The 24,361-nt window shown below is 67.3% G+C and carries 18 protein-coding genes; 11 read left to right on the top strand and 7 right to left on the bottom strand.

Annotation, left to right across the window (positions count from 1 at the left end):
* Positions 1-9: 9 nt before the first annotated feature.
* The 8 genes from Q9246_RS24020 to Q9246_RS23985 all read left to right on the top strand — a co-directional run bounded on the left by Q9246_RS24020 (position 10) and on the right by Q9246_RS23985 (position 10,564).
* On the top strand, positions 10-1,863 hold the full coding sequence (locus Q9246_RS24020) for an ABC transporter transmembrane domain-containing protein (RefSeq protein WP_306393684.1): 1,854 nt from the start codon (positions 10-12) through the stop codon (positions 1,861-1,863).
* Between the two features lie 147 nt (positions 1,864-2,010).
* A complete protein-coding gene (locus Q9246_RS24015) occupies positions 2,011-4,035 on the top strand; it encodes a methyl-accepting chemotaxis protein (RefSeq protein WP_306393683.1) in 2,025 nt (674 codons plus the stop codon).
* A gap of 43 nt (positions 4,036-4,078) precedes the next feature.
* Positions 4,079-5,176 carry a threonine aldolase family protein gene (locus tag Q9246_RS24010; RefSeq protein ID WP_306393681.1) on the top strand — a complete coding sequence of 366 codons (1,098 nt, stop codon included), beginning with the start codon at positions 4,079-4,081 and terminating at the stop codon, positions 5,174-5,176.
* Between the two features lie 36 nt (positions 5,177-5,212).
* Complete coding sequence (locus tag Q9246_RS24005; protein WP_306393679.1) at positions 5,213-6,007, top strand: thymidylate synthase; 795 nt, start codon at positions 5,213-5,215, stop codon at positions 6,005-6,007.
* Positions 6,004-6,507, top strand: coding sequence for a dihydrofolate reductase (locus Q9246_RS24000; protein WP_306393678.1), 504 nt, complete (start codon positions 6,004-6,006; stop codon positions 6,505-6,507). The genes Q9246_RS24005 and Q9246_RS24000 overlap by 4 nt, the downstream gene beginning before the upstream one ends.
* Positions 6,504-7,136: a DUF4337 domain-containing protein gene (locus Q9246_RS23995; protein WP_306393677.1), complete on the top strand. Its 633-nt coding sequence runs from the start codon at positions 6,504-6,506 to the stop codon at positions 7,134-7,136. Before Q9246_RS24000 ends, Q9246_RS23995 begins: the two co-directional genes overlap by 4 nt.
* 198 nt (positions 7,137-7,334) lie before the next feature.
* Entirely contained in the window at positions 7,335-9,593 is a 2,259-nt protein-coding gene (locus Q9246_RS23990; protein WP_306393676.1) for an arginine/lysine/ornithine decarboxylase, read from the top strand.
* Positions 9,594-9,682: 89 nt separating this feature from the next.
* Positions 9,683-10,564: a sigma-70 family RNA polymerase sigma factor gene (locus tag Q9246_RS23985; protein ID WP_306393674.1), complete on the top strand. Its 882-nt coding sequence runs from the start codon at positions 9,683-9,685 to the stop codon at positions 10,562-10,564.
* A gap of 7 nt (positions 10,565-10,571) precedes the next feature.
* Here the strand turns inward: Q9246_RS23985 and dcd are convergent, their stop codons facing one another.
* Positions 10,572-11,138, bottom strand: coding sequence for a dCTP deaminase (gene dcd, locus Q9246_RS23980; RefSeq protein WP_005670287.1), 567 nt, complete (start codon positions 11,136-11,138; stop codon positions 10,572-10,574).
* Between the two features lie 148 nt (positions 11,139-11,286).
* Between dcd and Q9246_RS23975 the strand changes: the two genes are divergently transcribed.
* Positions 11,287-11,550 carry a hypothetical protein gene (locus Q9246_RS23975; RefSeq protein ID WP_306393670.1) on the top strand — a complete coding sequence of 88 codons (264 nt, stop codon included), beginning with the start codon at positions 11,287-11,289 and terminating at the stop codon, positions 11,548-11,550.
* On the opposite strand, the gene Q9246_RS23970 is transcribed toward Q9246_RS23975, so the two are convergent.
* Together Q9246_RS23970 and Q9246_RS23965 are read right to left on the bottom strand one after the other, a co-directional pair.
* Complete coding sequence (locus Q9246_RS23970) at positions 11,547-12,347, bottom strand: alpha/beta fold hydrolase (RefSeq protein ID WP_306393668.1); 801 nt, start codon at positions 12,345-12,347, stop codon at positions 11,547-11,549. The genes Q9246_RS23975 and Q9246_RS23970 overlap by 4 nt on opposite strands.
* Before the next feature lie 74 nt (positions 12,348-12,421).
* Complete coding sequence (locus Q9246_RS23965; RefSeq protein ID WP_306393666.1) at positions 12,422-13,321, bottom strand: peptidase associated/transthyretin-like domain-containing protein; 900 nt, start codon at positions 13,319-13,321, stop codon at positions 12,422-12,424.
* A 135-nt stretch (positions 13,322-13,456) separates the two neighbouring features.
* Here Q9246_RS23965 and Q9246_RS23960 point away from each other — a divergent pair, with 135 nt between their 5' ends.
* Positions 13,457-14,143: a response regulator transcription factor gene (locus Q9246_RS23960; protein ID WP_306398253.1), complete on the top strand. Its 687-nt coding sequence runs from the start codon at positions 13,457-13,459 to the stop codon at positions 14,141-14,143.
* A gap of 1 nt (position 14,144) precedes the next feature.
* Positions 14,145-15,551, top strand: a complete 1,407-nt coding sequence (locus Q9246_RS23955) for a HAMP domain-containing sensor histidine kinase (protein WP_306393664.1) — start codon at positions 14,145-14,147, stop codon at positions 15,549-15,551.
* An 18-nt stretch (positions 15,552-15,569) separates the two neighbouring features.
* Here the strand turns inward: Q9246_RS23955 and Q9246_RS23950 are convergent, their stop codons facing one another.
* The 4 genes from Q9246_RS23950 to Q9246_RS23935 all read right to left on the bottom strand — a co-directional run bounded on the left by Q9246_RS23950 (position 15,570) and on the right by Q9246_RS23935 (position 24,261).
* Entirely contained in the window at positions 15,570-17,921 is a 2,352-nt protein-coding gene (locus Q9246_RS23950) for a DNA internalization-related competence protein ComEC/Rec2 (protein WP_306393662.1), read from the bottom strand.
* Between the two features lie 99 nt (positions 17,922-18,020).
* A complete protein-coding gene (locus Q9246_RS23945) occupies positions 18,021-19,742 on the bottom strand; it encodes a T6SS immunity protein Tli4 family protein (RefSeq protein ID WP_306393661.1) in 1,722 nt (573 codons plus the stop codon).
* Positions 19,739-21,442 (bottom strand): esterase/lipase family protein, encoded by a 1,704-nt coding sequence (locus tag Q9246_RS23940; protein ID WP_306393660.1) that lies wholly within the window; start codon positions 21,440-21,442, stop codon positions 19,739-19,741. Before Q9246_RS23940 ends, Q9246_RS23945 begins: the two co-directional genes overlap by 4 nt.
* Positions 21,439-24,261, bottom strand: coding sequence for a type VI secretion system Vgr family protein (locus tag Q9246_RS23935; protein WP_306393659.1), 2,823 nt, complete (start codon positions 24,259-24,261; stop codon positions 21,439-21,441). Before Q9246_RS23935 ends, Q9246_RS23940 begins: the two co-directional genes overlap by 4 nt.
* Positions 24,262-24,361: the final 100 nt, after the last annotated feature.

Raw genomic sequence — 24,361 nt, 5'->3', positions numbered from 1 at the left:
AACGACCAGATGACCACCCGTAACACCAGCAATCCAGCATCCACGCCATCCGGCAAGAGCAGCCTGGCCACCCTCAGGGGCCTCGGGCCCTTCCTGCGTCCCTATCGCCGCCAGTTCCTGCTGGCCGGCATCGCCCTGCTGTTCGCGGCCGGCGCCACGCTGGCGATTCCCGCCGCATTCAAGCAGATGATCGACCTGGGCTTCGGCGCGGCCGCCGGGTCGGCCACCGCGGCGGCCGGCGCCGCCATCGAAGGCGGCAGCCTGGAACATATCAACGCCACCTTCCTGGCCCTGTTCGGCGTGGCCGCCGTGCTGGCAGTCGCCACCGCCGCCCGCTTCTACATGGTGTCCTGGCTGGGCGAGCGCGTCACCGCCGATATCCGTAGCGCGGTCTATGGCCACGTGGTGCGCCAGAGTCCCGAGTTCTTCGAGACCACCCGCACCGGCGAGGTGCTGTCGCGCCTGACCACCGACACCACCCTGATCCAGACCGTGGTCGGCACCAGCATCTCGCTCGCGCTGCGCAACACGCTGCTGTTCTTCGGCGGCCTGGTGATGCTGTTCGTGACCAGCCCGCGCCTGACCTCCATCATCCTGGGCCTGCTGGTGCTGGTGGTGCTGCCGATCGTGCTGTTCGGGCGCCGCGTGCGCAAGCTGTCGCGCGACTCGCAGGACCGCATCGCCGACGCCTCGGCGGTGGCCGGCGAGATCCTCAACGCGATGCCGACCGTGCAGGCGTTTACCCGCGAAGGCCACGAATCCGGCCGCTTCGGCAAGGAGGTCGAAGGTGCGTTCACGACCGCGATGCGCCGCATCCGCGCGCGCGCCACGCTCACGATGCTGGCCATCGTGCTGGTGTTTGGCTCGATCGTGTTCGTGCTGTGGCTGGGCGCGCACGCCGTGCTCGAAGGGACCATGACCGGCGGCGACCTGGGGCAGTTCATCCTGTACGCAGGCATCGTGGCCGGCTCGGTCGGAGCGCTGTCGGAGGTGATGGGCGACGCCCAGCGCGCCGCCGGCGCCACCGAGCGCCTGCTCGAACTGCTGGGCGCGCGCTCCGAGATCCAGGACCCGCTCCAACCGAAGACGCTGCCAGTACGCACCGCGAACGGCGCCCGCGTCACGCTCGACGACGTCACCTTCGCCTACCCTTCGCGCCTGGACGAAGCGGCGCTGTCGCACCTGGCGCTCGACATCCGCGCCGGCGAGACAGTGGCCGTGGTCGGCCCGTCGGGCGCCGGCAAGACGACCCTGTTCCAGCTGCTGCTGCGCTTCTACGACCCGCAGGCGGGCAGCATCCGCCTGGACGGCGTCGACGTGCGCGACCTGGCGCTGCACACCCTGCGCGGCGCGGTCGGCATCGTGCCGCAGGATACCGTGATCTTCTCGCTGGACGCGATGGAAAACATCCGCTACGGCCGCCCCGACGCCAGCGACGACGAAGTGATCGCGGCGGCGAAGATGGCCGCGGCCCACGACTTCATCGAGCGCCTGCCCGAGGGATATGCCTCCTTCCTGGGCGAGCGCGGCGTGCGCCTGTCGGGCGGCCAGCGCCAGCGCATCGCCATCGCGCGCGCCCTGCTCAAGAACCCGCCGCTGCTGCTGCTGGACGAAGCCACCAGCGCGCTCGACGCCGAATCCGAACGCCTGGTGCAGCGCGCGCTCGAGGCAGCGATGGTCGGCCGCACCACGATCATCATCGCCCACCGCCTGGCGACCGTGCAGCGCGCCGACCGCATCATCGTGCTCGACGAAGGCCGGATCGTCGAATCGGGCACCCATGCCGAGCTGATCGCGATGCGTGGCGTGTATGCCAACCTGGCGGCCTTGCAGTTCCAGCATCACGCGCCGGTAGCAGCCTGACAAGGCAATCCGTAATAGCACGTAGAAACATCGCATTTTGTTGCGTACTGACACACAGTTTCATTCCGAAACTCACTAATTATTGCGGTACGAAAAGTTGGCGCGATATGATCCGGGGTTATATCCCTTCTCGATCGCCCAACCCACATGAGCACCAAGACTTTTCGCCCGGCCAGCTGGAATGTTGGCACGCGCATCAGCGCCGTGACCTTCGCACTGGCCGGCCTCATCATCGCGGCCCTGATCGCGACCATCACCGTCTCGACCTCGGCCATGCTCGAGCAGCGCGCAGTGGAAAGCGTGCGCAATGAACTGCATGGCGTCGCCAGCACCGTGGAGCTGTTCAACAAGACCGTCAGCAGCCAGGCGGTGAGCTTTGGCCGCATCTTCCGCGCCGGACTGCCGGGCGACTTCGCGCTCGACGAAGCGACCACCGTCGACATCGGCGGCCGCCAGGTGCCGACCCTGAGCGTCGCCGGCCAGCCGCTGAACCTGGACTTCAGCACCCCCGACGCGTTCACCGAACGTACCGGCGGCAACGCCACCATCTTCGCGGCATCGGGCGAGGACTTCGTGCGGGTGTCGACCTCGGTCAAGAAGGAAAACGGCGAGCGCGCTGTCGGCACTGCCCTCGACAAGGCCTCGCCGGCCTACCCCGCACTGCGCGCCGGCCGCAGCTACGTGGGCCTGACCACCCTGTTCGGCAAGCAGTTCATCACGCAGTACGAACCGGTGCGCGACGCCGGCGGCCGCGTGGTCGGCGCGCTCTACGTGGGCGTCGACATCACGACCGACATCGCCGCGCTCAAGGAGCGCATTCGCGCGGTCAAGGTCGGCACCACCGGCTACTTCTACGTGCTGTCGGCGGCGCCAGGCAAGTCCTATGGCGACCTGATCGTCCACCCGGGCAAGGAAGGCGAGAATATCCTCGACAGCAAGTCCGCCGACGGCCGCGCCTTCGTCAAGGAGATGCTCGAGAACAAGGAAGGCACGATCCGCTACGACTGGCAGAATCCCGGCGAAGCGGCCGCACGCGAAAAATTCGCCGCCTACTCGACCATGAAGGACTGGAACTGGGTCATCGCCGGCGGCACTTACCTGGACGAGATCACCGCCGCCGCCACCGAACTGCGCAACCGCTTCATCCTGCTCGGACTGGTCGCGCTGGGTGCACTGGCAACGCTGCTGTATTTCCTGGTGCGCGCCACCGTGACCCGGCCGCTGGCCGAAGTACAGGCAGTCGCCACCCGCATCGCCGACGGCGACCTGACCGCGCAGGTGACGCCGAGGCGCGACGACGAGATCGGCCGCCTGACCGGCGCCATCAACGAGATCGGCGCGCGCCTGTCGACCGTGGTCGGCCAGGTGCGCGACGGCGCCGAACACATCGCCACCGCGTCCCAGGAAATCTCGAGCGGCAACCTGGACCTGTGCAGCCGCACCGAGGAACAGGCGGCCAGCCTGGCCACCACCGCCTCGTCGATGGACCAGCTGACGACCACCGTGCGCCAGAACGCGGACAATGCGCGCCAGGCCGACCAGCTGGCGCGTAGCGCCTCGGAAGTCGCCCAGAAGGGCGGCGGCACCGTGGCCCAGGTCGTGGCGCGCATGGATTCGATCGCCCAGGCCTCGGGCAAGATCTCGGACATCATCGGTGTGATCGACGGCATCGCCTTCCAGACCAATATCCTGGCCTTGAACGCGGCAGTGGAGGCGGCGCGCGCCGGCGAGCAGGGACGCGGCTTCGCGGTCGTGGCGTCCGAGGTGCGCAGCCTGGCCCAGCGCTCGGCGGCCGCCGCCAAGGAAATCAAGACCCTGATCGAGGCCTCGAACAGCGAAGTGGCCGCCGGCGGCAGGCTGGTGGCCGACGCCGGCGCCACGATGCAGGAAGTGCTCGACAGCGTGCAGCGCGTTACCGACATCATGTCCGAGATCAGCAGCGCCAGCCAGGAGCAGACGCAGGGCATCGAGGAAATCAACCGCTCGGTGGTCGAGATGGATACCGTGACCCAGCAGAACGCGGCCCTGGTCGAGGAAGCCAGCGCCGCGGCCCAGGCCATGCATGAACAGGCCGATGCGCTGGCGCGTTCGGTGCGCCAGTTCCGCCTGGCCGACGAGCGTGCGGCCGCCTCCCTCGCGGCGCCATCCCGTCGTGCATTGATCGAGGGCTGAATTTTCGGTGTACAGTAGCCGGCCCGTCTTCCAGGAGAGCGCTTTGAGCGACACCGAGCTGCAGCGCCGCTGCCACACCGTCTTTCCCGGCCACCGCCAGCGGCGTCCGGCCGAGCTGTTCGCCGCCATGGCCGCCTGGTGCGAACGCCATGACGTCGACCACGACGTGTACGGCAATGGCGCTCTGGTCCAGGAGTTCGAGGCCAGGGTCGCGGCCTTGCTGGGCTTCGAGGCCGCGGTATTCTGCATCAGCGGCACCATGGCCCAGGTCACGGCGCTGCGCCTGGCGTGTGAAGACCGCGGTAGCAGGCTGGTGGCGCTGCACCCGACTTCGCATATCTTCGGGCACGAGCGCTCCAATTTTCAGATGCTCGACCATTTCCAGGCATTGTCGGTGGGCGACCGCTACCGGCCCTGGACCCACGCCGACCTGGCCGCGGTGCCCGACCGCCTGGGCGCCGTCAAGCTCGAAATCCCGATGCGCGAGATCGGCGGCCAACTCATTGACTGGGACGAGCTGGAAGCGATCAAGCGCCACTGCCGCACGCAGGGCATCCACCTGCACATGGATGGCGCGCGCCTGTGGGAGGCGGCCGCCGGTTACGGCCGCGACGCCGCCGCCATCGCGGCCGGCTTCGATTCGGTGTACGTCTCGCTGTACAAGGGCATCGGCGGCCTGGGCGGGGCGATGCTGCTCGGCAGCCGCGCCTTCGTCGACCGCTGCGCCGAATGGTTCCGGCGCCAGGGCGGCAACGTCATCCACCGCTCGCCCTATATCGTGGCGGCGGCGATGCAGTTCGACGAACGGCTGGCGGCGATGCCCGCGTACTTCGCGCGCACCCAGTGGCTGTTCGAGGTGCTGCGCGGGTATCCGCAACTGCGTGTCAATCCGGCAGCGCCGCAAGCCAATATGCTGCACCTGCATCTGCCGGCGAGCCGCGAGCGCGCCCTGGCCGTGCGCGACGTGCTGGCGCGCGAGCACGGCGTCTGGATGTTCAATCGCGCCGCCCATGGCGCACTGCTTGATACCAGCGTGGTCGAGATCTACGTGGGCGACAACCTGCTTGCCCTGCCCGACGATGCGGTGCGCGCGGCGCTGGACCGCTTCGCCCTGGCCCTGGCGGACAGCGGTCCGGGCTGAATGCTAGAATGACAGATTGACCGACCGACTATAGCAATGCACCAATACCTCGAATTCATGCGCCACGTCAAAGAGCATGGCGCCATCAAGACCGACCGCACCGGCACCGGCACCCGCTCGGTGTTCGGCCACCAGATGCGCTTCGACCTGCAGGAAGGCTTCCCGCTCCTGACCACCAAGAAGGTGCACCTGAAGTCGATCATCCATGAACTGATCTGGTTCCTGCAGGGCTCGACCAACATCGCCTACCTGAAAGAGAACGGCGTGTCGATCTGGGACGAATGGGCCGATGCCGAGGGCAATCTCGGCCCGATCTATGGCTACCAGTGGCGCAACTGGCCGACGCCGTCGGGCGAACACATCGACCAGATCGCGCAGGTGCTGGAGCAGATCCGCAGCACGCCCGATTCGCGCCGGATGATCGTCTCGGCCTGGAATGTGGCCGACGTACCGCAGATGAAACTGCCGCCCTGCCACGCGCTGTTCCAGTTCTATGTCGCCGACGGCAAGCTGTCCTGCCAGCTGTACCAGCGCAGCGCCGACATCTTCCTGGGCGTGCCTTTCAATATCGCCTCGTACGCGATCCTGACCCACATGATGGCCCAGCAGGCCGGCCTCGAGGTCGGCGACTTCGTCTGGACCGGGGGCGACTGCCACCTGTATGCGAACCACATGGAACAGGTCGAGCTGCAGCTGTCGCGCGAGACACGCGCGCTGCCGCGCCTGGAACTCAGGCGCAAGCCGGCCTCGCTGTTCGACTACCGCTTCGACGATTTCGAGGTCACCGGCTACGACCCGCATCCCGCGATCAAGGCGCCGGTGGCGGTATGAGCGGCGCTTCCCAACTGACGCTGGTGGTCGCGGTCGACGCCAACAATGGCATCGGCATCGACAACAAAATGCCCTGGCACCTGCCCGAGGATTTCGCCCACTTCAAGCGCGTCACGCTCGGCAAGCCGGTGATCATGGGCCGCAAGACCTTCGATTCGATCGGCCGCGTCCTGCCCGGCCGCCGCAACATCGTCGTCACGCGCAGCGCCGACTGGTCGCACGACGGCGCCGAGCGCGCCGCGTCGCTGGACGCGGCCATCGCGATGCTGGACGGAGCGCCGGCCAGCATCATCGGCGGCGCCCAGATATTCGGCGGAGCGATGGACATCGCCGACGCCATGATCGTCACCCACATCGACCACACCTTCGACTGCGACACCTTCTTTCCGCCGATCGACGCGGCCGTGTGGCGTGAGACGGCGCGCGATACCCACCACAGCGAGGCCGGCGGCTTCGACTACGCGTTCGTGACCTACGCGCGGCGCGGAGCTGCGCAATGAGCGCCGTGCGTACGCCGGGTTCGCGCGGAGGCGACGGCTTCGCCGGCCGGGTCGCGGCCCTGATCGCGGTGCTGGCCACGCTGGGCACCCTGTTCGCCTTCCTCGGCACCTCGTCGCACAATGATGCCAGCCTGTTCAAGACCCAGGCCGCGATGGAAAAGACCAGCGCCGCCAACGCCTGGAGCCACTACCAGGCCAAGTCGAGTCGCCAGAACCTGGCCGAACTGGCTGCCACGCTGCCGGGCGTGGACGGCTTGCGCTACCGCGAAGAAGCCGAACGCTATCGCGCCGAGAAGGAAGTCATCCGCAAGGAGGCCGAACGCTGGGAAGCCACGTCCAGCGAGTCGAACCGCCGCTCCGAGGAGGCCCTCCACCGCCAGCGCCAATGGGCGGCCGCCTCGGTGGCCCAGCAGATCGCGATCTCGCTGGCCGCGGTGACCCTGCTCGCGCGCCGCACCTGGCTGCTGACCCTGACCGGCGCAGTGGCCGCCTTCGGCATCACGCTGGGCCTGTTCGCCTTCCTGCACAATAGCGTCACGGTGTTGTCGCCGATTCCCCTGCTCGGCGCACTGGCCGCGGCGCTGCTGACCGAAGGTATACGGCGCGCCGGACGCAGGATCGACAACTGACCGCGGCCGGATGCCTGCTGGTGTGCGCCACCCTTCTGGAAGTGTGGCTAACCTAGCAAAAAAACTTGCACCCGGACCCGCGTTTTCTGCGAAAATCCGCTTCTCATTTTCTACGGTGCCGTGCGCGGCGGCCAGCCCCTGCCGGAATGGTCCGGCCAGGACCTGCCGCCCGCACGGCGCTTCGCTTTGGAGCTGCCCATGAAATTTCGTTTCCCTATCGTCATCATCGATGAGGACTTCCGCTCGGAGAACACCTCCGGTCTCGGCATTCGCGCCCTGGCGGCCGCGATGGAACAGGAAGGCATGGAGGTCGTCGGTGTGACCAGCTATGGCGACCTGTCCCAGTTCGCCCAGCAGCAGTCGCGCGCATCGGCCTTCGTCCTGTCGATCGACGACGAGGAATTCGGCGGCGGCTCGCTCGAAGAGACCGATTTCGCACTGGTCGGCCTGCGCGCCTTCGTGAAGGAAATCCGTCACAAGAACGCCAATATCCCGATCTATATCTATGGCGAGACCCGCACCAGCCGCCACATCCCGAACGACATCCTGAAGGAGCTGCACGGCTTCATCCACATGTTCGAGGACACCCCGGAATTCGTGGCCCGTCACATCATCCGCGAAGCCAAGGCCTACCTCGACAGCCTGGCGCCGCCGTTCTTCCGCGCGCTGGTCAACTACGCCTATGATGGCTCGTACTCGTGGCACTGCCCGGGCCACTCGGGCGGCGTGGCCTTCCTGAAGTCGCCGATCGGCCAGATGTTCCACCAGTTCTTTGGCGAGAACATGCTGCGCGCAGACGTCTGCAACGCAGTGGAAGAACTGGGCCAGCTGCTCGACCATACCGGCCCGGTGGCCAAGTCCGAGCGCAATGCCGCGCGCATCTACAGCGCCGACCATTGCTACTTCGTGACCAACGGCACCTCGACCTCGAACAAGATGGTGTGGCACTCGACCGTCGCGCCGGGCGACATCGTGGTTGTCGACCGCAACTGCCACAAGTCGATCCTGCACTCGATCATCATGTGCGGCGCGATCCCCGTGTTCCTGATGCCGACCCGTAACCACCTCGGCATCATCGGCCCGATCCCGCTCGAGGAATTCACGCCCGAATCGATCGCCCGCAAGATCGAGGCGAACCCGTTCGCGCGCGACGCTGTCAACAAGAAGCCGCGCATCCTCACCATCACCCAGTCGACCTACGACGGCGTGGTGTACAACGTCGAGACGCTGCGCGAAATGCTGGACGGGAAGATCGACACCCTGCACTTCGACGAAGCCTGGCTGCCGCACGCGACCTTCCACAGCTTCTACCGCAACATGCACGCGATCGGCGAGAACCGCCCGCGCGCCAAGGAGTCGATGATCTTCTCGACCCAGTCGACCCATAAACTGCTGGCCGGCCTGTCGCAGGCCTCGCAGGTGCTGGTGCGCGAATCCGAATCGGTCAAGCTCGACCAGGACGCCTTCAACGAGGCCTATCTGATGCACACCTCGACCTCGCCGCAATATTCGATCATCGCCTCGTGCGACGTCGCGGCCGCGATGATGGAAGCGCCGGGCGGTACCGCCCTGGTCGAGGAATCGATCCTCGAGGCGCTCGACTTCCGCCGCGCGATGAAGAAGGTCGACGAGGACTTCGGCGACGACTGGTGGTTCCAGGTCTGGGGCCCGGACAAATTCTCGGAAGAAGGCATCGGCACCCAGGACGACTGGATGATCCGCGCCGAAGAAAACTGGCACGGCTTCGGCAAGCTGGCGCCGGGCTTCAATATGCTCGACCCGATCAAGGCCACCATCGTGACCCCGGGCCTCGACCTCTCGGGCCAGTTCGGCGAGACAGGCATCCCGGCCTCGATCGTCACCAAGTACCTGGCCGAGCACGGCGTCATCATCGAGAAGTGCGGCCTGTACTCGTTCTTCATCATGTTCACCATCGGCATCACCAAGGGCCGCTGGAATACGCTGGTGACGGCGCTGCAGCAGTTCAAGGACGACTACGACCGCAACCAGCCGATGTGGCGCGTGATGCCGCAGTTCGCGGCGGCCAACCCGCGCTACGAGACCCGCGGCCTGCGCGACCTGTGCACCGAGATCCACACCTTCTACAAGTCGCGCGACGTGGCCCGCCTGACCACCGAGATGTACCTGTCGGACATGATCCCGGCCATGAAACCGTCGGACGCCTTCGCCAACATGGCGCACCGGAGAATCGAGCGCGTCGCGATCGACGAGCTGGAAGGCCGCATCACGGCGATCCTGCTGACGCCTTACCCGCCGGGCATTCCGCTCCTGATCCCGGGCGAGCGCTTCAACAAGACCATCGTCGACTACCTGCGCTTCGCGCGCGACTTCAACGAACGCTTCCCTGGCTTCGAGACCGACGTCCACGGCCTGGTCAAGCGCGAAGTCGACGGCAAGCGCGGCTACTTCGTCGATTGCGTGATGCAAGACGCCTGACGCCGCTGGCATGGGCGGCATGGCGACCCGCCAAACGAGAGAGGCCCGGAGCAACTCCGGGCTTTTTTTTTCGCGTATCATGCGGGGTCATGAACGCCAGCGAATTCGACACCGCCACCTTCTTCACCGCCCGCCGCCCGCGCCTGCAGCGCATCGCCTACCGCATGCTGGGATCGGTGGCCGAAGCCGAGGACGTGGTGCAGGATGCCTGGCTGCGCTGGCACGGCGCCGACCGCGGATCGGTGCGCGAGCCCGAAGCCTTCCTGGTGCGCACCGTGACGCGCCTGTGCCTGGACGTGCTCAAGTCGGCGCGCGTCAAGCGCGAGGAATACCTCGGCCCCTGGCTGCCGGAACCCTTCGTCGACCCGGACGACGAGGAGGACGACGACATCACCCTGCCCCTGATGCTGGCGCTGGAGCGCCTGTCGCCGCTGGAGCGTGCGGCCTTCCTGCTGCACGACGTGTTCGACATGGACTTCGACGAGGTGGCCGAGGCCATCGGCCGCGCGCCGGCGGCCTGCCGCCAGCTGGCCAGCCGGGCGCGCGCGCACGTGGCGGCCGCGCGGCCGCGTTTTCCGATGGCGCAGGACCGGCAGCAGGAAATCGCCGCGGCATTCTTCGCCGCCTCGCGCAGCGGCGACCTGGGGCGGCTGCGGCAGCTGCTGTCGGACGACGTCGTATTCTATGGCGACGGCGGCGGCAAGCGCCCGGCCGTCGTCAATCCGATCTTCGGCCAGGACAAGGTGCTGCGCCTGCTGCAGGCATTCACGCGCAAGGGCGGCTGGGACGCGCCCGCCGTGCTGCGCACGGCCACGATCGACGGACTGCCGGGACGCATCACCCTGGAGAGCGACGGCATGCTGCAGACCACCGCGCTCGACATCGACGGCGGCCGCATCACCGCCATCTACGTGATGCGCAATCCCGACAAGCTGGGACACCTGGCGCACGTGGCGCACCAGGCAGGTTGAAGAGCGCTCAGGTCTTCGGCAGGGTCACGCCGTGCTGGCCCTGGTATTTGCCGCCGCGGTCCTTGTACGAGGTTTCGCAGACCTCGTCGCTCTCGAAGAACAGCACCTGGGCGCAGCCTTCGCCGGCATAGATCTTGGCCGGCAGAGGGGTCGTGTTCGAGAACTCCAGCGTCACATAGCCTTCCCATTCGGGCTCGAACGGCGTCACGTTGACGATGATGCCGCAGCGCGCATAGGTCGACTTGCCAAGGCAGACGGTCAGCACATTGCGCGGGATGCGGAAGTATTCGATGGTGCGCGCCAGCGCGAACGAGTTCGGCGGGATGATGCAGACGTCGCTCTTGACGTCGACGAAGGAGTTCGAATCGAAGTTCTTCGGATCGACGATGGTGCTGTTGATATTGGTGAACACCTTGAATTCATCGGCGCAGCGGATGTCGTAGCCGTACGAAGAGGTGCCGAAGGAGATGATGCGGCGCCCGTCCTGCTCCCGGACCTGCTTCGGCTCGAACGGCTCGATCATGCCGGTGCTTTCCGCCATGCGGCGGATCCATTTGTCGCTCTTGATAGTCATTGTCGGTTTCCAGCAGGGAGAAAATCCCGCGATTTTACGCGAAATGCGCAGGCCGGTGCTGATCCCGGTTCCGCCAATGCAAGAACTGGTTGCCGAACCGCGGCGCCGCGCATACCATCAGTTACTTCACTCACTCCTGGAGCCCTCCATGCACGCCGCATTGACACCCCTGGCGCTCGGCGCCCTCGTCGCCCTGGCCGGATGCAGCACCCCGGCATCCCCTCCGCCGGCGGCTTCGCCGGCCGCCGCCGCCCCGGCGCTGGCCGCCCAGGAAGACCAGCATGAGATGACCGGTTCGCGCATCCCGAAGCGCAAGAGCACCGACCGCATGCTCAAGACCGTCGGCGGCCAGGAAGCACGCGACGCGATGGACAGCGCCCCGCGTCCGCTGGACTCGAACCGGGCCTACTAGCGCGCCGGCGCCAGCAGGCGTTCGATCATCGCATGCGCCAGGCGCGCCGTCTCCTGCGGCTTTTCCAGCGGGTACAGATGGCCGCCCTCGATCATGACCAGGTTCTCGCCCACCAGCTTGCGGGTAGCCGCCATGCCGGCCTGGCGCATCTCTTCGGATGCGGTGCCGGCGATGAAGCCGACCGGCACCGGGAACGGTTCGCGCAGCACCTCGTCCATGTGATGCGGGAGGGTCTGGTAGATGGCCGACTCCACGTCGCGCCGGAAGCGCAAGGTGACGCCCTCCGGGTGCGGCGCCAGGCCGTGCTCGAGGTAGTCGTCCAGCGCGCCCGGCGCCCAGGCCTGGAAGATCGGCTTGGCGCTGAAATGCCGGTGCGCGTCGTCGCGGCTGGGCCACAATTCGCGCCGCTTGCGGGCGAAGCGCGCCGGCGACAGGCGCTCGCCCCAGCCGGCCAGCTTGGCCAGGCGCCAGGCCAGCGCGCGCCAGCCCGCCACCACCGGCGAATCGAGCATCACCACGCAACGCGCCAGCTCGGGACGGCGCTCGGCCGCCATCATGCACAGCATCCCGCCCAGCGAATGGCCGACCAGGATCGCCGGCCGGCCATACCCTTCCAGGTGCTCGACCAGCTCGTCGACCAGCGCACCCCAACCGTCGGCCACCGGATGGCGCGGATCGTGGCCGTGCATGTCGAGCAGGTGCACGTCGTAGTGGACCTCGAGCTGTTCCAGCAGCCGGCTGTAGGTGCCGGCCGGGTAGCTGTTGCCATGGGCGAAATGAAGCAGGGGTTTGGACATGGAACGAGGTTCGCGAACCTTGGTTATTCGACAGCGACCCATTGTAATGGCTGGCGCCGTCGTGCGAACCTTCTTTAGAATGAAACGCCTACTGCCAGGGTGGCGGTATAGCCCTGGGTCGCATTGCCGCTGACGCTCGCCATCTGCAGGTCGGTGCCGTCGCTGAACACATTGTCGGTGGCGTAGCTGATGCGCGCCAGGTTGCGCACGCTGGTGGCGTAGCCGCTGCTGGCGTAGGCTTCGTTCAAGGTCGCCAGCGGGAAGGCGAACTGCGAGGTCTTGACCCGGTTCGCCGCGCTCGTCGACCTTGCCAGGGTCGGATAGACCTCGAAGTGCACGTGCGGCATGCGCCCGTCGTAGCAGCCGGGGAAGATGGTCGTGAAGGTGACCCATCCGTCGCTGTCGGCCTCCTGCACGCCGCGCAGGTAGTTTTCGTCGACGATGCCGCTCGAGTACATCGAATAGCCGCCCTCGCGGGTACAGTGCCACAGGTAGACGGCGGCGCCTTCGGCCGCGGCGCAGCCTTGCGCCACGTTCTCGATCCTGAGGCGGATGGTGAGCGGCACGCCCTGCGCGACGCCGCTGGCGCCGGCCACGCTGGCGCGGATGTCGCTGCGCACGATGCCGGACAGGACCAGGGCGTTGGCCACGCCGTTGGCGTTGCGGTTGGTGCCGTCGCCCGGATACGGGCCGCCGGTCTCCTCGGGGATTACCGAGCAGGCCGCGCTGCCGCCGCCCGTCGTCCCCGCGCCGGTCGTGGTGGTCGAGGTCGAGATGCCGTAGCCGTCCGCCGAGCCATCGCCGCCACCGCCGCAGCCGGCCACCGGCAGCGCCGCCGCGCCCACGCCGGCGCACAGCCAGCGCAGCGACTGGCGCCGCGTGGCCGGCCGCCCCAGCAGGCGCGCCAGGTCCGCGTCGAGGCCGCAGTGGTGTTGGTTGTCATGGTGCGTGGCGGTCGTGCGCTGCTGTGTCATCGTGAGTTCCTCCGGTTGGTTTGACGCGGCCATTGTGTGGCGCAGGGGTGTAAAGCGCGCCTAAGCGACGTAAATCCGGGTAAAGCCGCGCCAGGCGTGAAAGACCTGGAGGCGCGACTGCGCTATCCTGTCGCCATGAACCATGTATTGCTTATCGACGACGACGTCGAACTGGTCGGCATGTTCGCCGAATACCTCGAACAGGAAGGCTTCCGGGTCACCTGCGTGCACAATGGCGACGACGGCGCGCACGAGGCGCTGGGCGGCCAGTACGCCATCGCCATCCTCGACGTCATGATGCCCGGCACCAGCGGCATCGAGGCGCTGCGCCGGATCCGCGCCGCCAGCCGCATCCCGGTGCTGATGCTGACCGCGCGCGGCGACGACGCCGACCGCATCCTCGGCCTGGAACTGGGCGCCGACGACTACGTGGCCAAGCCATGCACGCCGCGCGAGCTGACGGCGCGCGTGCGCGCCATCCTGCGCCGCACCCAGGCCCAGCCCGACAGCGGCCCCGGCGCGACCCTCACGGTCGGCAAGCTGGCCATCCACCCCGAGGGACGGCGCGCGACCTGGGACGGCAAGCCGCTCGACCTCACCAGCACCGAGTTCAACCTGCTGGAAGTCCTGGCGCGCAATGCCGGCAAGCCGGTGAGCAAGAACGACCTGTCCGAGCAGGGGCTGGGCCGGCCGCTGGCGCGCTTCGACCGCAATATCGACGTCCACCTGAGCAGCCTGCGCCACAAGCTGGGACCGCTGGAGGACGGCCGTTCCTGCCTGCAGACCATCTACCGCCAGGGCTACCAGCTGATCAAGGAATAGCATGGGCCGGTTGTTCTGGAAGTTCTTCCTGTCGATCCTGCTGGCGCAGCTGACCGCCACCATCGCCATCGGCGGCGCCTTCTGGCTGCGCGACCAGGCGCGCCAGAAAGCCACGCCGACGCTGGACTCCGGCCCGCCGGCCGCGATCGCCCTCGACGCCGCGGCGGCCACATTGCGCCATGGCGGCGAGCCGGCGCTGCGCGGCCTGCTGGCCGACATGCGGCGCCCGCAGCTGTATGTGCTGGACGGGGCGCGCCGCGACCTGCTCGGGCGCGCGGTGCCGGCCGAGCTGGTGAACGAAGCCGAGCGCCAGCTCAATCATGGCGCCGACGGCAGCGCCTGGCGCGGCGCGCGCCGGCTGGCCACCCCGCAAGGCGCAAGCTACCTGGCCTTCGTACCGCGCCAGCCTGGTCGGCCCGAGGGCGCCCGGGGTGGCGGCGGAGCAGACCCGCTGACGCCGGCGCTCGATCCCGGCGCGCGCCGGCGCGTGGGCCAGAAGGTCGTGATCGGCGCCGCCGTGATGGCCAGCCTGCTGTTCGCGGCGCTGCTGGCCTGGTATTTCTCGCGTCCGATCCGCGCCCTGCGCAGCGCCTTCGAGGCGGCGGCGGCCGGCGACCTGGCGCCGCGCTTCGGCCCCGCCACCAAGGCCTGCGACGAGCTGAGCGACCTGGGACGCGACTTCGACCGCATGAGCGGGCGCCTGCGCGCGCTGATGGACGGCCAGCGCCGCCTGCTGCACGACGTCTCGCACGAGCTGCGCTCGCCGCTGGCGCGGATGCAGGCGGCGGTCGGGCTGGCGCACCAGCAGCCGGACAAGATCGCGAGCACGCTCGAACGCATCGAACGCGAGAGCAACCGCATGGACAAGCTGGTCGGCGAACTGCTGACCCTGTCGCGCCTGGAAGCCCTGCCCGACGTGCTGCGGCGCGAGCCGGTCGACCTGACCGAGCTGGCCGACAGCATCGTGGCCGACGCCCGGTTCGAGGCGGCCCGGCACGACCTGCGCGACGGCCGGCCAGCGGCGAATGCGACCCGGATCCTGATCGAGGCCGAGGGCAGCGTCACCGTGAACGGCGACCCCGACCTGTTGTGGAGCGCGCTCGAGAACGTGGTGCGCAACGCCGCCAAGCACGGGGCCCAGGGCGGCATCGTGACGGTGGCGCTGCGCGTCGACGGCGACCTGGCCCGCATCGACGTGCTCGATCGCGGGCCGGGCATCGCGCTGGACGACCTGGCGGCGATCTTCCAGCCGTTCTTCCGCGCCGGCGCCTCGCGCACCGGGGTCGACGGCCATGGCCTGGGCCTGGCGATCGCCCAGCGCGTGGTGCAGGCCCACGGCGGCGACATCGTGGCGCGCAACCGCGAGGATGGCGGCCTGCAGGTGACGATCACGCTGCCGCGCGCCTGAGATCGACGCGGACTCGACTCAGCGGCCGTGCCAGTAACGGGCGCGCGTCGCGCGATACGTGTCGACCGTCAGCTGCCGGCCGAAATGCAACGTGACGGCGCCGCGCTCGTCGGTGCGCAGGCGCCGGATGCCGTGCTCGGCGTAGCGCGCGTAGATCTCCTTCTTGGGGTGCCGGTACCGGTTGCGATGGCCGACCTGGAAGATGCCCAGCGAAGGCCCGACCGCGTGCAGGAAGGCGGCGCTGGACGAGGTGCCGCTGCCGTGGTGCGGCGCCAGCAGCACGTCGGCGCGCAGCCGCTGCGGACCAGCGCTGAGCAGCGCCGCCTCCTGCGCGGCCTCGATGTCGCCGGCCAGCAGGATCGCCCTGCCCTGCGCGCTGACCCGCAGCACGCAGCTGCGCGCATTGGCCTTCAGGCGCGGGTTGGCGTAGCTGGCCGGATCGGGGCCGAGCATCTCGAAGCGCACGCCATCCCACTCCCAGACCTGGCCGGCCTGGCAGCGCCGCTGTCGCCCGGCCATGCGCAACAAAGGGTGCGCGGTCGGCAGCGACGACCGCAGTTCCTTCACGTCGAGCGTCGCGAGCAGCGCATCGGCGCCGCCGACGTGATCGAGGTCGCTGTGCGACACGACGAGTTGGTCCAGGCGCCCGATCCCGCGCCCGCGCAGGTAAGGCAGGATGACGCGGGTGGCGCCGCTGGCGCCGGGGGCGTATTGCGGGCCGGTGTCGTACAGCAGGCGGTGGCGATGGGTCTCGACCAGCAGCGCCATGCCCTGGCCGACGTCGAAGGCGGTGACGCTGAATTCGCCGGCGGGCGGCGCCGACGGCAGTTGGGTCAGCAGCGGCGTCCAGGCCGCGAGGCCCGCCCAGCGCTGTGGCCAGCCGCGCGGCGCCAGCATCCACGCCGTGCCCACCAGGGCCAGCGCCAGGATCCAGGCGGATGGCGCCGGCGCGGTCCATACCGCCAGCGCCGGCGCGGCCAGCCATTGCAGGGGCCAGGCCAGCAGCGCGATTGCCAGGTGGGCCGCGCCCAGCGCCAGGTCGGCCAGCGGCGACGGCAGGATGCTGCCGACCAGCGCCAGCGGTGTGACGAACAGGCTGATGACGGGAATCGCCACCGCGTTCGCGAGCGGGCTGACGAGCGAAACCTGGCCGAACAGCAGCAAGGTCAGCGGCGCCAGGCCGATGGTGACCGCCCATTGGGTGCGCGCGCCGAGCACCAGGCCGGCGCGCCAGCCGCGCGTCTGCTCGCCGAGCCGGCCGCTGCAGGCATACAGGATGGCGGCGACGGCGCCGAACGACAGCCAGAAGCCCGGCCACAGCATCGCCCACGGGTCGAGCAGCACCACGATGCCCAGCGCCAGGCACAGGACGTGGGAACTCGACGCGATGCGGCCGCACCAGACCGCGACGGCGACCACGGCCAGCATGTAGAAGGTGCGCTGGGCCGGCACGCCGAAGCCGGCCAGCAGCACGTACAGCAGCGCCACCAGCGCGCCGGCCAGCGCCGCGGCCTTCTGGGCCGGCAGGAAGAGCGGCAGCTGGGCGCCGGTCCAGAACGAGCGGCGCCACAGGCTCGCTGCGATCCAGGCGGCGAGGCCGGCCACCATCGTGATGTGCAGGCCCGAAATCGAGACAAGGTGGCTGATGCCGGTGCGGTTGAACACATCCCAGTCGTCCTGGTCGATGCCACGCTGGTCGCCGATGACCAGGGCGACGATGACGCCGGCATAGGGTTGACCGTCCAGGATGGCCAGGATGCGGGTGCGCAGGTAGCCGCGCGCGCGTTCGATCGCATGGCCTGCGCCCGGGCTCCAGTCGTCCAGGCGCGCGTTGCTGCTGCCTGCCGGGCGCACGTAGCCGGTGGCGCGCACGCCCTGCTCCAGCAGCCAGGCTTCGTAGTCGAAACCATGGGGATTGGCGTTGCCGTGCGGGCGCTGCAGGCGCACCACGAGGCGCCAGCGTTCGCCGGGGTGGATGAAAGCGGGATCGGCGGCGGTGGCGCCGTACCAGGACAGCACGATTCGGGACGGGACGGTGGCGTCGCGGGTGTCGGTTCGCTCGACGTCGAAGTGGAAGCGCACGCCGCCGTCGAAGCGGTGCGGGAGACTGGCGATCGTGCCGGTGACGGCGATGTCGCGGCCTTCGTCCTTGTGGGGCAAGGCGTCGCGCAGGGCCAGGTGGGCGATGGCGGCGGACCAGCAGACGCCGAGCAGGAGGCCGGTGGCGATCGTTCGCGCAAGGCCGCGCAGCAGGAGGCAGGCCGTGATCGTCGCCGCCGTGCAGGCCAGCAGCGCGGTCGCCGACGGCAGCGCGGCCTGGAGCTGGAGCCAGGCGGCGCCGGCGGCGAACGCGAGGATCGCGCTGCGCATCGTGGGGCGTGCTACCGACGGCCGGCTATTGTGGGGCGCAATCGCATGCTGCTGGCGATCCGCTCCCTCGGATCGAACAAGCCGGGGGGGCGATGAACTTCATGCTCTTGACGTGTCATCGAAGTCCTGTGATGTTGCTGGATCTGCGACGACGCCGGGGAGAGGATCGGCGTCGACACGTACAAGCTGCCATGCGCTTCGCCGATGAATCAGCTCAGGATGTCCGCCACTCCGCCTCGCGAGGTGTGCGCGGAAAGTTGCAGCTGGAAGCAGGCTCCCGGCTGCAAACCAGCGGGTTCCATCGAGTGCATGGCTGTCTTCGCAGCGCCACCATCCACTGGCCGGGCAGGCGGCGCCAGTCCTTGCAATGCTGCCGATCGGGGCCTGAAAACTTCCAGCAGGCCCTGTTCCAGCCGGGAAGTTGAGGAAATCCTGCGTGGCTACGGCCTGCTCGAGTCCACTCTGATGCGTGATCCGACTACTGCTGCGCTTGTCTACCAGCGCCCATAATGTCGAATTCCTGCTTTCATAACTCGGCTGCACACCCCGCAGGCGCTGCCACATCGTCTGCTGTGGCAGCAGGAGTGCTTGCGGCATGGTTTGGCCCTGCTTGATGAACTGGCGCTGGCCGCCAAGGACACTCACGTCACCGCCCCCATCCGCGCATTGCCACCAGCCAGTCTGTGGGCAGACCTCTCCCGCCAGGACGCTCGCACCCAGTGCAATGTGGGGCTCTTCGGAAACTGCCGTCTTCGCCTCCTGATAGGGCCGCAAGCGGATGCTACTCACAATACTTTCCCAAAGTTCAAACATTGCCTCTTCAGTGAGCGTGGATTGGACAGGCTTGCCGCCTGCAACCGGATTTACCCCGGACTCGAGCTCCAGTTTCAATGTCGGTGTGTGGACATCGTCCTGTTTCCCGGCCATCTCCCACTGGAACGAGTAGCCCGTCGTAAAACTTGGCTCACGTATGCGCAGCACCAGTTCTTCTCCCTCCAGTCCATTGATGACACGTTTATGCTCACGCAAATTACTGAACGCCAGTCGCATATAAATTGGCTCGCGCGCCTCCGCTTTTGCATTACGCTCAAGCAACCCTGGCGCCGGGCTGGCGCCCGCCATCGAAGAAAGAACGATGTTCACATCTGGATGCCCCGGCAACCCGGCGAACATGACGGCGCTTTCGCGATTATCGTGATCGTAGGGGTCGAGGACGATCGCATGTCCCAGGCAAAATCCGCTCTCACGCGGAATCTCCCCTTCATTGAGCGGGCGAATGAAATTCAGGATACTGGACACTCTGGGAAGGTTACGAGGTGCGACCCATTCGATTTCACCAGTGACACTTAAATCAGGAAACCGCAGCATGCTGAGAAGAGCGACATTTTCGCTGAAGACGAATTCATGATCCTCCAGCACCTTCGTTCGCCGCCGGTTATAGATAAAGATTTTTCCCTGGCCGGTATCTACCGCGATTTCCTTGCTGGATTCCAGGCTTGGTCGCCCCTCCCTATTGGTCGCCTCCGCCATGTCAAGTTCCGCTTGCCGCAACCGTTCGGCAAACTCTTCATCGGACTCGGCTGAAATAGTTTCAATATCCAGGCCACCCACAGACCCATATTTGACTTTGACTGGCGCATCGGCAGGTAAATCGATCAGAAAACGGCCGAGGCAAACTGTTCTCATTTTCTCCGTCATTTTTGCCACCTTCTGCTTGTCATGCACCGTTTGCACCGAGTTGGCAAGAAACGACGTCAGTGCCAATACCACCGCCGTGAGCCCACATACCCAACGCACGCGCCGGCCGCGAACCCGTTTCATTGGACATCCTGTACGATCTTGACGATGAGATGCCGTACCAGGAGGCGCATTGTCTCGGGCTGAAGGCTGTCTTGATGGCGCAATCCTGCCGGCGCGAACATCTGTCGTATATATGCCGTAGGGCCGGCTCCAGACTGGACCGGGACCGTTTCGTCGCCATGTGCATCCTCCGGCCATACCGAAAAGCGCAATTGCAGGTCCTGGCCAATGCGCACCTCGCGGGCCCCTTGCTCGTTAATCGACGTGAGCTGCCCGTTCCGGATACCCGACGGCGTGAGCGCAGCGGGGCTGACCGATTGCTCCCGCGCAACCCAGCGAATCTGTCCATACGCCTTCAGGGATTTGTCTGCGCCATGGAAGGCATAGGTATTCGGATGGTAGTAAGGGGTTTGTCCTTTCTTGGCATCCTGTGTAGTCAGCAACCTGGTGTGAAAATATTCAGCTTCATTAATGGCATCCGATATCGCATCCGCCACGCTGCGCTCTGAATCCTTGAAGCGTTTTGCCGGGTCCGCGAGACCTGGATCGATCATCCTGTACCAGGACTTCATATCGCGATAGAAATCGTAGGGATTACCATCCGGGAGGGCGAGCAAGTCACGTACGTCGTCCCGTCGGTTGACCGACCGAATCGTCTTGATGAGTAGCCAGGGAGCGGGATACTGGTGGTTTGGCAACAATTGGAGGACTCCCGGCGAAAGAGCCATGATGGGTGTCGTATCTGCAGCACTCTCGCCGGCAATGTCCATCACGGCACCTGCCTTCAGATTATCGCCAAGTCCATTGACATACCGCCCTCCTTCGGTACCGCATGCAATTCGCCGGTAAGTCACCGGTGCCCCGAGCGCAGGCATCGCGGCATGGATGATTCCGGCGATATCCGGCGCGCTACCGTCGCCTGGCGAACTCAACCGTGCGCACGCACGGGCCACCAGGCCGCCCATGGAATGGGTGACCAAGATGACCTTTCCACACTCATGCTTTCGATCAGTCCAAAACTTCTTGATCTGGTCGATGCGTGCTCGCAATCGCTGCGCTGATTTCTCACACGATTCAAGCCAGTTATAGCCAAACGCATAAACCGGGTACTGATAGGACGCGTATTTTTCGAGTTCGGCTTCAGTCACTTTCTCGATCTTGCGTACACCCCAGGATTCCGGTTGGGATTGCATGACTCGAAGCCAGAAATGGCGAATCTCGCGATCGCCACGTGGGGAAATCTGGAAGGTCTTGTCGAGGTGTCTCTGCAAGTCGATCAGCAGGGCGCCATAGGAACCCGCATGCACCTCTCCCCAACCCCGTTCGCGCAACGTTGCGGGATCGAACGTATTCGGAGCAAAGGCCAGTTGACCATTTGGATCGACTTCCAGAACACTGGCGTCCAGGATACGCTGCCGTTCGGAAGGCGATCGCCCTGCCCACTTGCGCGCCTCCCAGAAGCCTTCGACGATGCCGTTTGGCGGTCGCCACGCCGGTTCGCCCGGTGCGAGGATATCGTCCTTCCTGGCTTTCATATCGCCCCGCGCCCGCAGATTCGACCCCATAATCCCGGGCACGAATATCACCGGAATCACCTTGCGCGACCCGATCGTCACCTTGGCCCTCACCTTGAAGGCCGTCGGCGTTGCAACCGTATGCGCCACCAGGCTTCCATCGCGGTCGACAGTCGGCTGGGGAATTGGACGGGTCGGCTCCTTCATGCCCGGCCCGCACCGGGATCGTCTGGTTCGTCGTCGGGCAACAGGCGGATTTCGATATCGCCCATCGCGTAGCTGCTCAGGATACTGGTGCGTCCCTCGTCGTCGGTGACGCCCTGGATGCGCGTGCCATCCTCGTGGCGGGCGACGTAGCGTTGCCCGCGGGCCGGCAGATTGGTCTGGCGGTCGAACACGACGATCCGCTCGTCGGTCTCCAGCTCGGTCGCCGGCAAGTGCAGGCCGGCCGGGGCGCCCCCGCCCGGGGACAGGTGTTCGATGCCGGCCGCCCTCACCACGTGCTTGCCGCTGCTCTGGTGCGTGATCGTGCCGCCGTCCCAGTCGGTCTGGGTGCCTTGCGACACCACCTTGACGGTCGGCGCCTCCAGCTCGATGCCGGTGGCGGCGATCAGCCGGATGCGGCTGGACGACTTGATCTCGATATCGCCGCGGTGGGTTTCCACGACGATGTCGCCGCGCGCCGCGATCAGCTTCATGCCCAGTTCATAGGCGAACATGCTGAGCGCGCGCGAGGCGCGCAGGAACAGGCTGCGGCCGGTGGCCAGTTCGGCGTCGCCGGTCGACACGATGTCGACCTTGGCCTGGGCTCCCAGCACGATGCTGTCGTCGCTGGCGATCGCCACGCCGGCGGGAGCGCTCACCGCCACCACCGGTTCGCCGCCCTTGCCCGCGCCTGGCGCCACGTTCGATCCATCGTGCCATTGGCGCAGCCGTTCGGCCAGCGCGTCCAGGCGCGGCCTCGCTTCTTCGTTCTCGCCATGGTCGCCGGCCAGCCGCCCGAGCGTGTCCAGCACGCCGTGCATCGCCTCCACGATGCCCACCAGGCCGGCGCGCTCGAGCTGGGAGCCGGCCTCGTCATGCTTGCCGCCCGCACTGAGCAGGATGCCTTCACCGCCGCGCAGCGCCACCGCCTTGTCGCTGCGCAGTTCGGCGCCTTCGCCGCGCGGGCCGGCCTGGCCGTTGGCGCGCGGTTCGGACAGCCAGCCCAGGTTCAGTTCGGAACCCGCGTGCTCGCTGGCGAGCTGCACTGCGATCTGGCCCGGGGTATCGTCGAACAGCAGCTGGCCGCCACGCGCCCCGCCGATCTCGCGGCTACGCATCCCGGACAGGTAGCGATTGCCCGGCAACTCCCCCGCCCGGCTCAGCGCCGGCGGCTGCGAACGCTGGTTGTACAGCTGCGACAGGATCACCGGCCGGTCGGGGTCGCCGCCCATGAAGGCCACCAGCACCTCGGTGCCGACCCGCGGCAGGCCGAGCGTGCCGGACTGCTGCTGGCTGCCCGGCCCGGCCCCGGCCCAGTTGGACGCCACCCGCACCCAGGCCGAATCGGCCGGCGTGTCGGACGCGCCCGCGCCATGGGCATGGCGGTGGTCGCTGGTGCGCATGCCGGGAAAGCGGATCTTGACCCGTCCCAGCGCGTCGCAGTGCACTTCCTCGCCCGGCGGGCCGGTGACGATCGCGCTTTGCAGCTGCGGATGCGGCAGGTCGAGGCGCGGATCGAAGCTGGGCACCAGCGGGATGCCGCGCCGTACCGCGTCGAAGCCGACCCGCACGCGCACCGCATCGAGCGACGGCGGCGCCTCCGGAAAGGCGCCCCCCTCCAGCCACGCCCCCATCAGGCGCCGCACGCGGGCCGAGACGTCGGCCGGCAGGTTGTTCTCGGCCTCGATGTGGAGGGCGGTGACCAGGAAATCGCGCTCTGCGACCGGGTGGGTGTCGATCTCGGGATGGCCGCTCAGGGTGAACCATTCGCCGGCGCGCAGGTCGCGCACGCTGCCCTCGCCATGGAAGCACTTGGTCTCGAACTCGTGGCGGTTCATGCGCACCTGTCCCAGGCGCCAGTGGTCTTCGACGTCGCTGCCGGCATGCGGCATCTCGACCTGGTAATCGTCGAGGCTGGCGGCGAGCTGGTTGCCGTTGCGGCCCTGGTCGGCCATGCTGCGCGCGGTGGCGGTCATGAACTGGGTGCCGAGCGGGTTGCGGTAGTCCCAGCTGTGGCGCGTGGTGCTGCCCGCCTGCAGGCGGCGCGCGGCGCTCCAGGAGACGATGGTGTCGCGGTCTTCGGTGGCGCCGCCGCGGTGGTAGCGCACGGTGCCGGCGCCGTTGCGCGGCAGCGAATTGGCATCGGCGAACAATACCAGCGTGTGCACCGGCGAGGCGTCGCGCTCGACCTCGAGCGTGCGGGTGCGCGCATGGCCGGGCCGGAAGGTCCAGGCCACGCCGCGCCGGCGCAGCAGGCGACGGACAAAAGCGGCGTCGGATTCGTTGTACTGCATGGTCTGTTCGCGCGGCGGGAACTGGCGCATGTCGAACAGCGGATCGAGCTCGTACTCGAAGGCGCTGGCCAGCACGCCGTTCGACTGGCGCCATTCGTCGAACAGCACCTGCACGATCTCGAGCTCGTTCTGGTAGCGGAACACGCGGCTGTTGACGCGCTTTTCCATGATCGCCAGCGCGTCGCGGATCACCAGCTGGTAGACGCCCAGGCCGCCGTCGTAGTCGCCGGCGCGCGCCTCGGCCACGATGCCGCAGGCGCTGCGCAGCTGGCCGCGGTCGGTGACGAACTGGATCTCGGCCGGCAGCGCGATCAGTTCCTTGAGCGGCAGGCGCGGCGTCGAGGCGACGCAGGTGACGACGTATTCGAGGTGGCCGCACACGGCCTCGGTGCCGCTGACCCGCTGCGGCAGCAGGATTTCATCGGCAAGGTGGTCGGCATGGCCAAGACGCAGGCGGATCGGCCGGTGGGCCGTCGTCAGCGATTTCTCGTGCTGCAGCATGCGCAGGAATTCGCTCGCGCTGTCCACATCCGTCTCCCGTCCAGTGATGCACTCATGAGGAAGCACATCATGTCACGGCAGGCAGGAACGGGATTTGGCGGGTGTCAGCAACTATCGAGTGAGATTG

The sequence above is a fragment of the Telluria beijingensis genome, from assembly GCF_030770395.1.
Taxonomy (GTDB): Bacteria; Pseudomonadota; Gammaproteobacteria; order Burkholderiales; family Burkholderiaceae_D; genus Telluria; species Telluria beijingensis.
The sequence above is the reverse complement of the archived record's forward strand: the minus strand, read 5'-3'. Positions and strand labels throughout refer to the sequence as shown.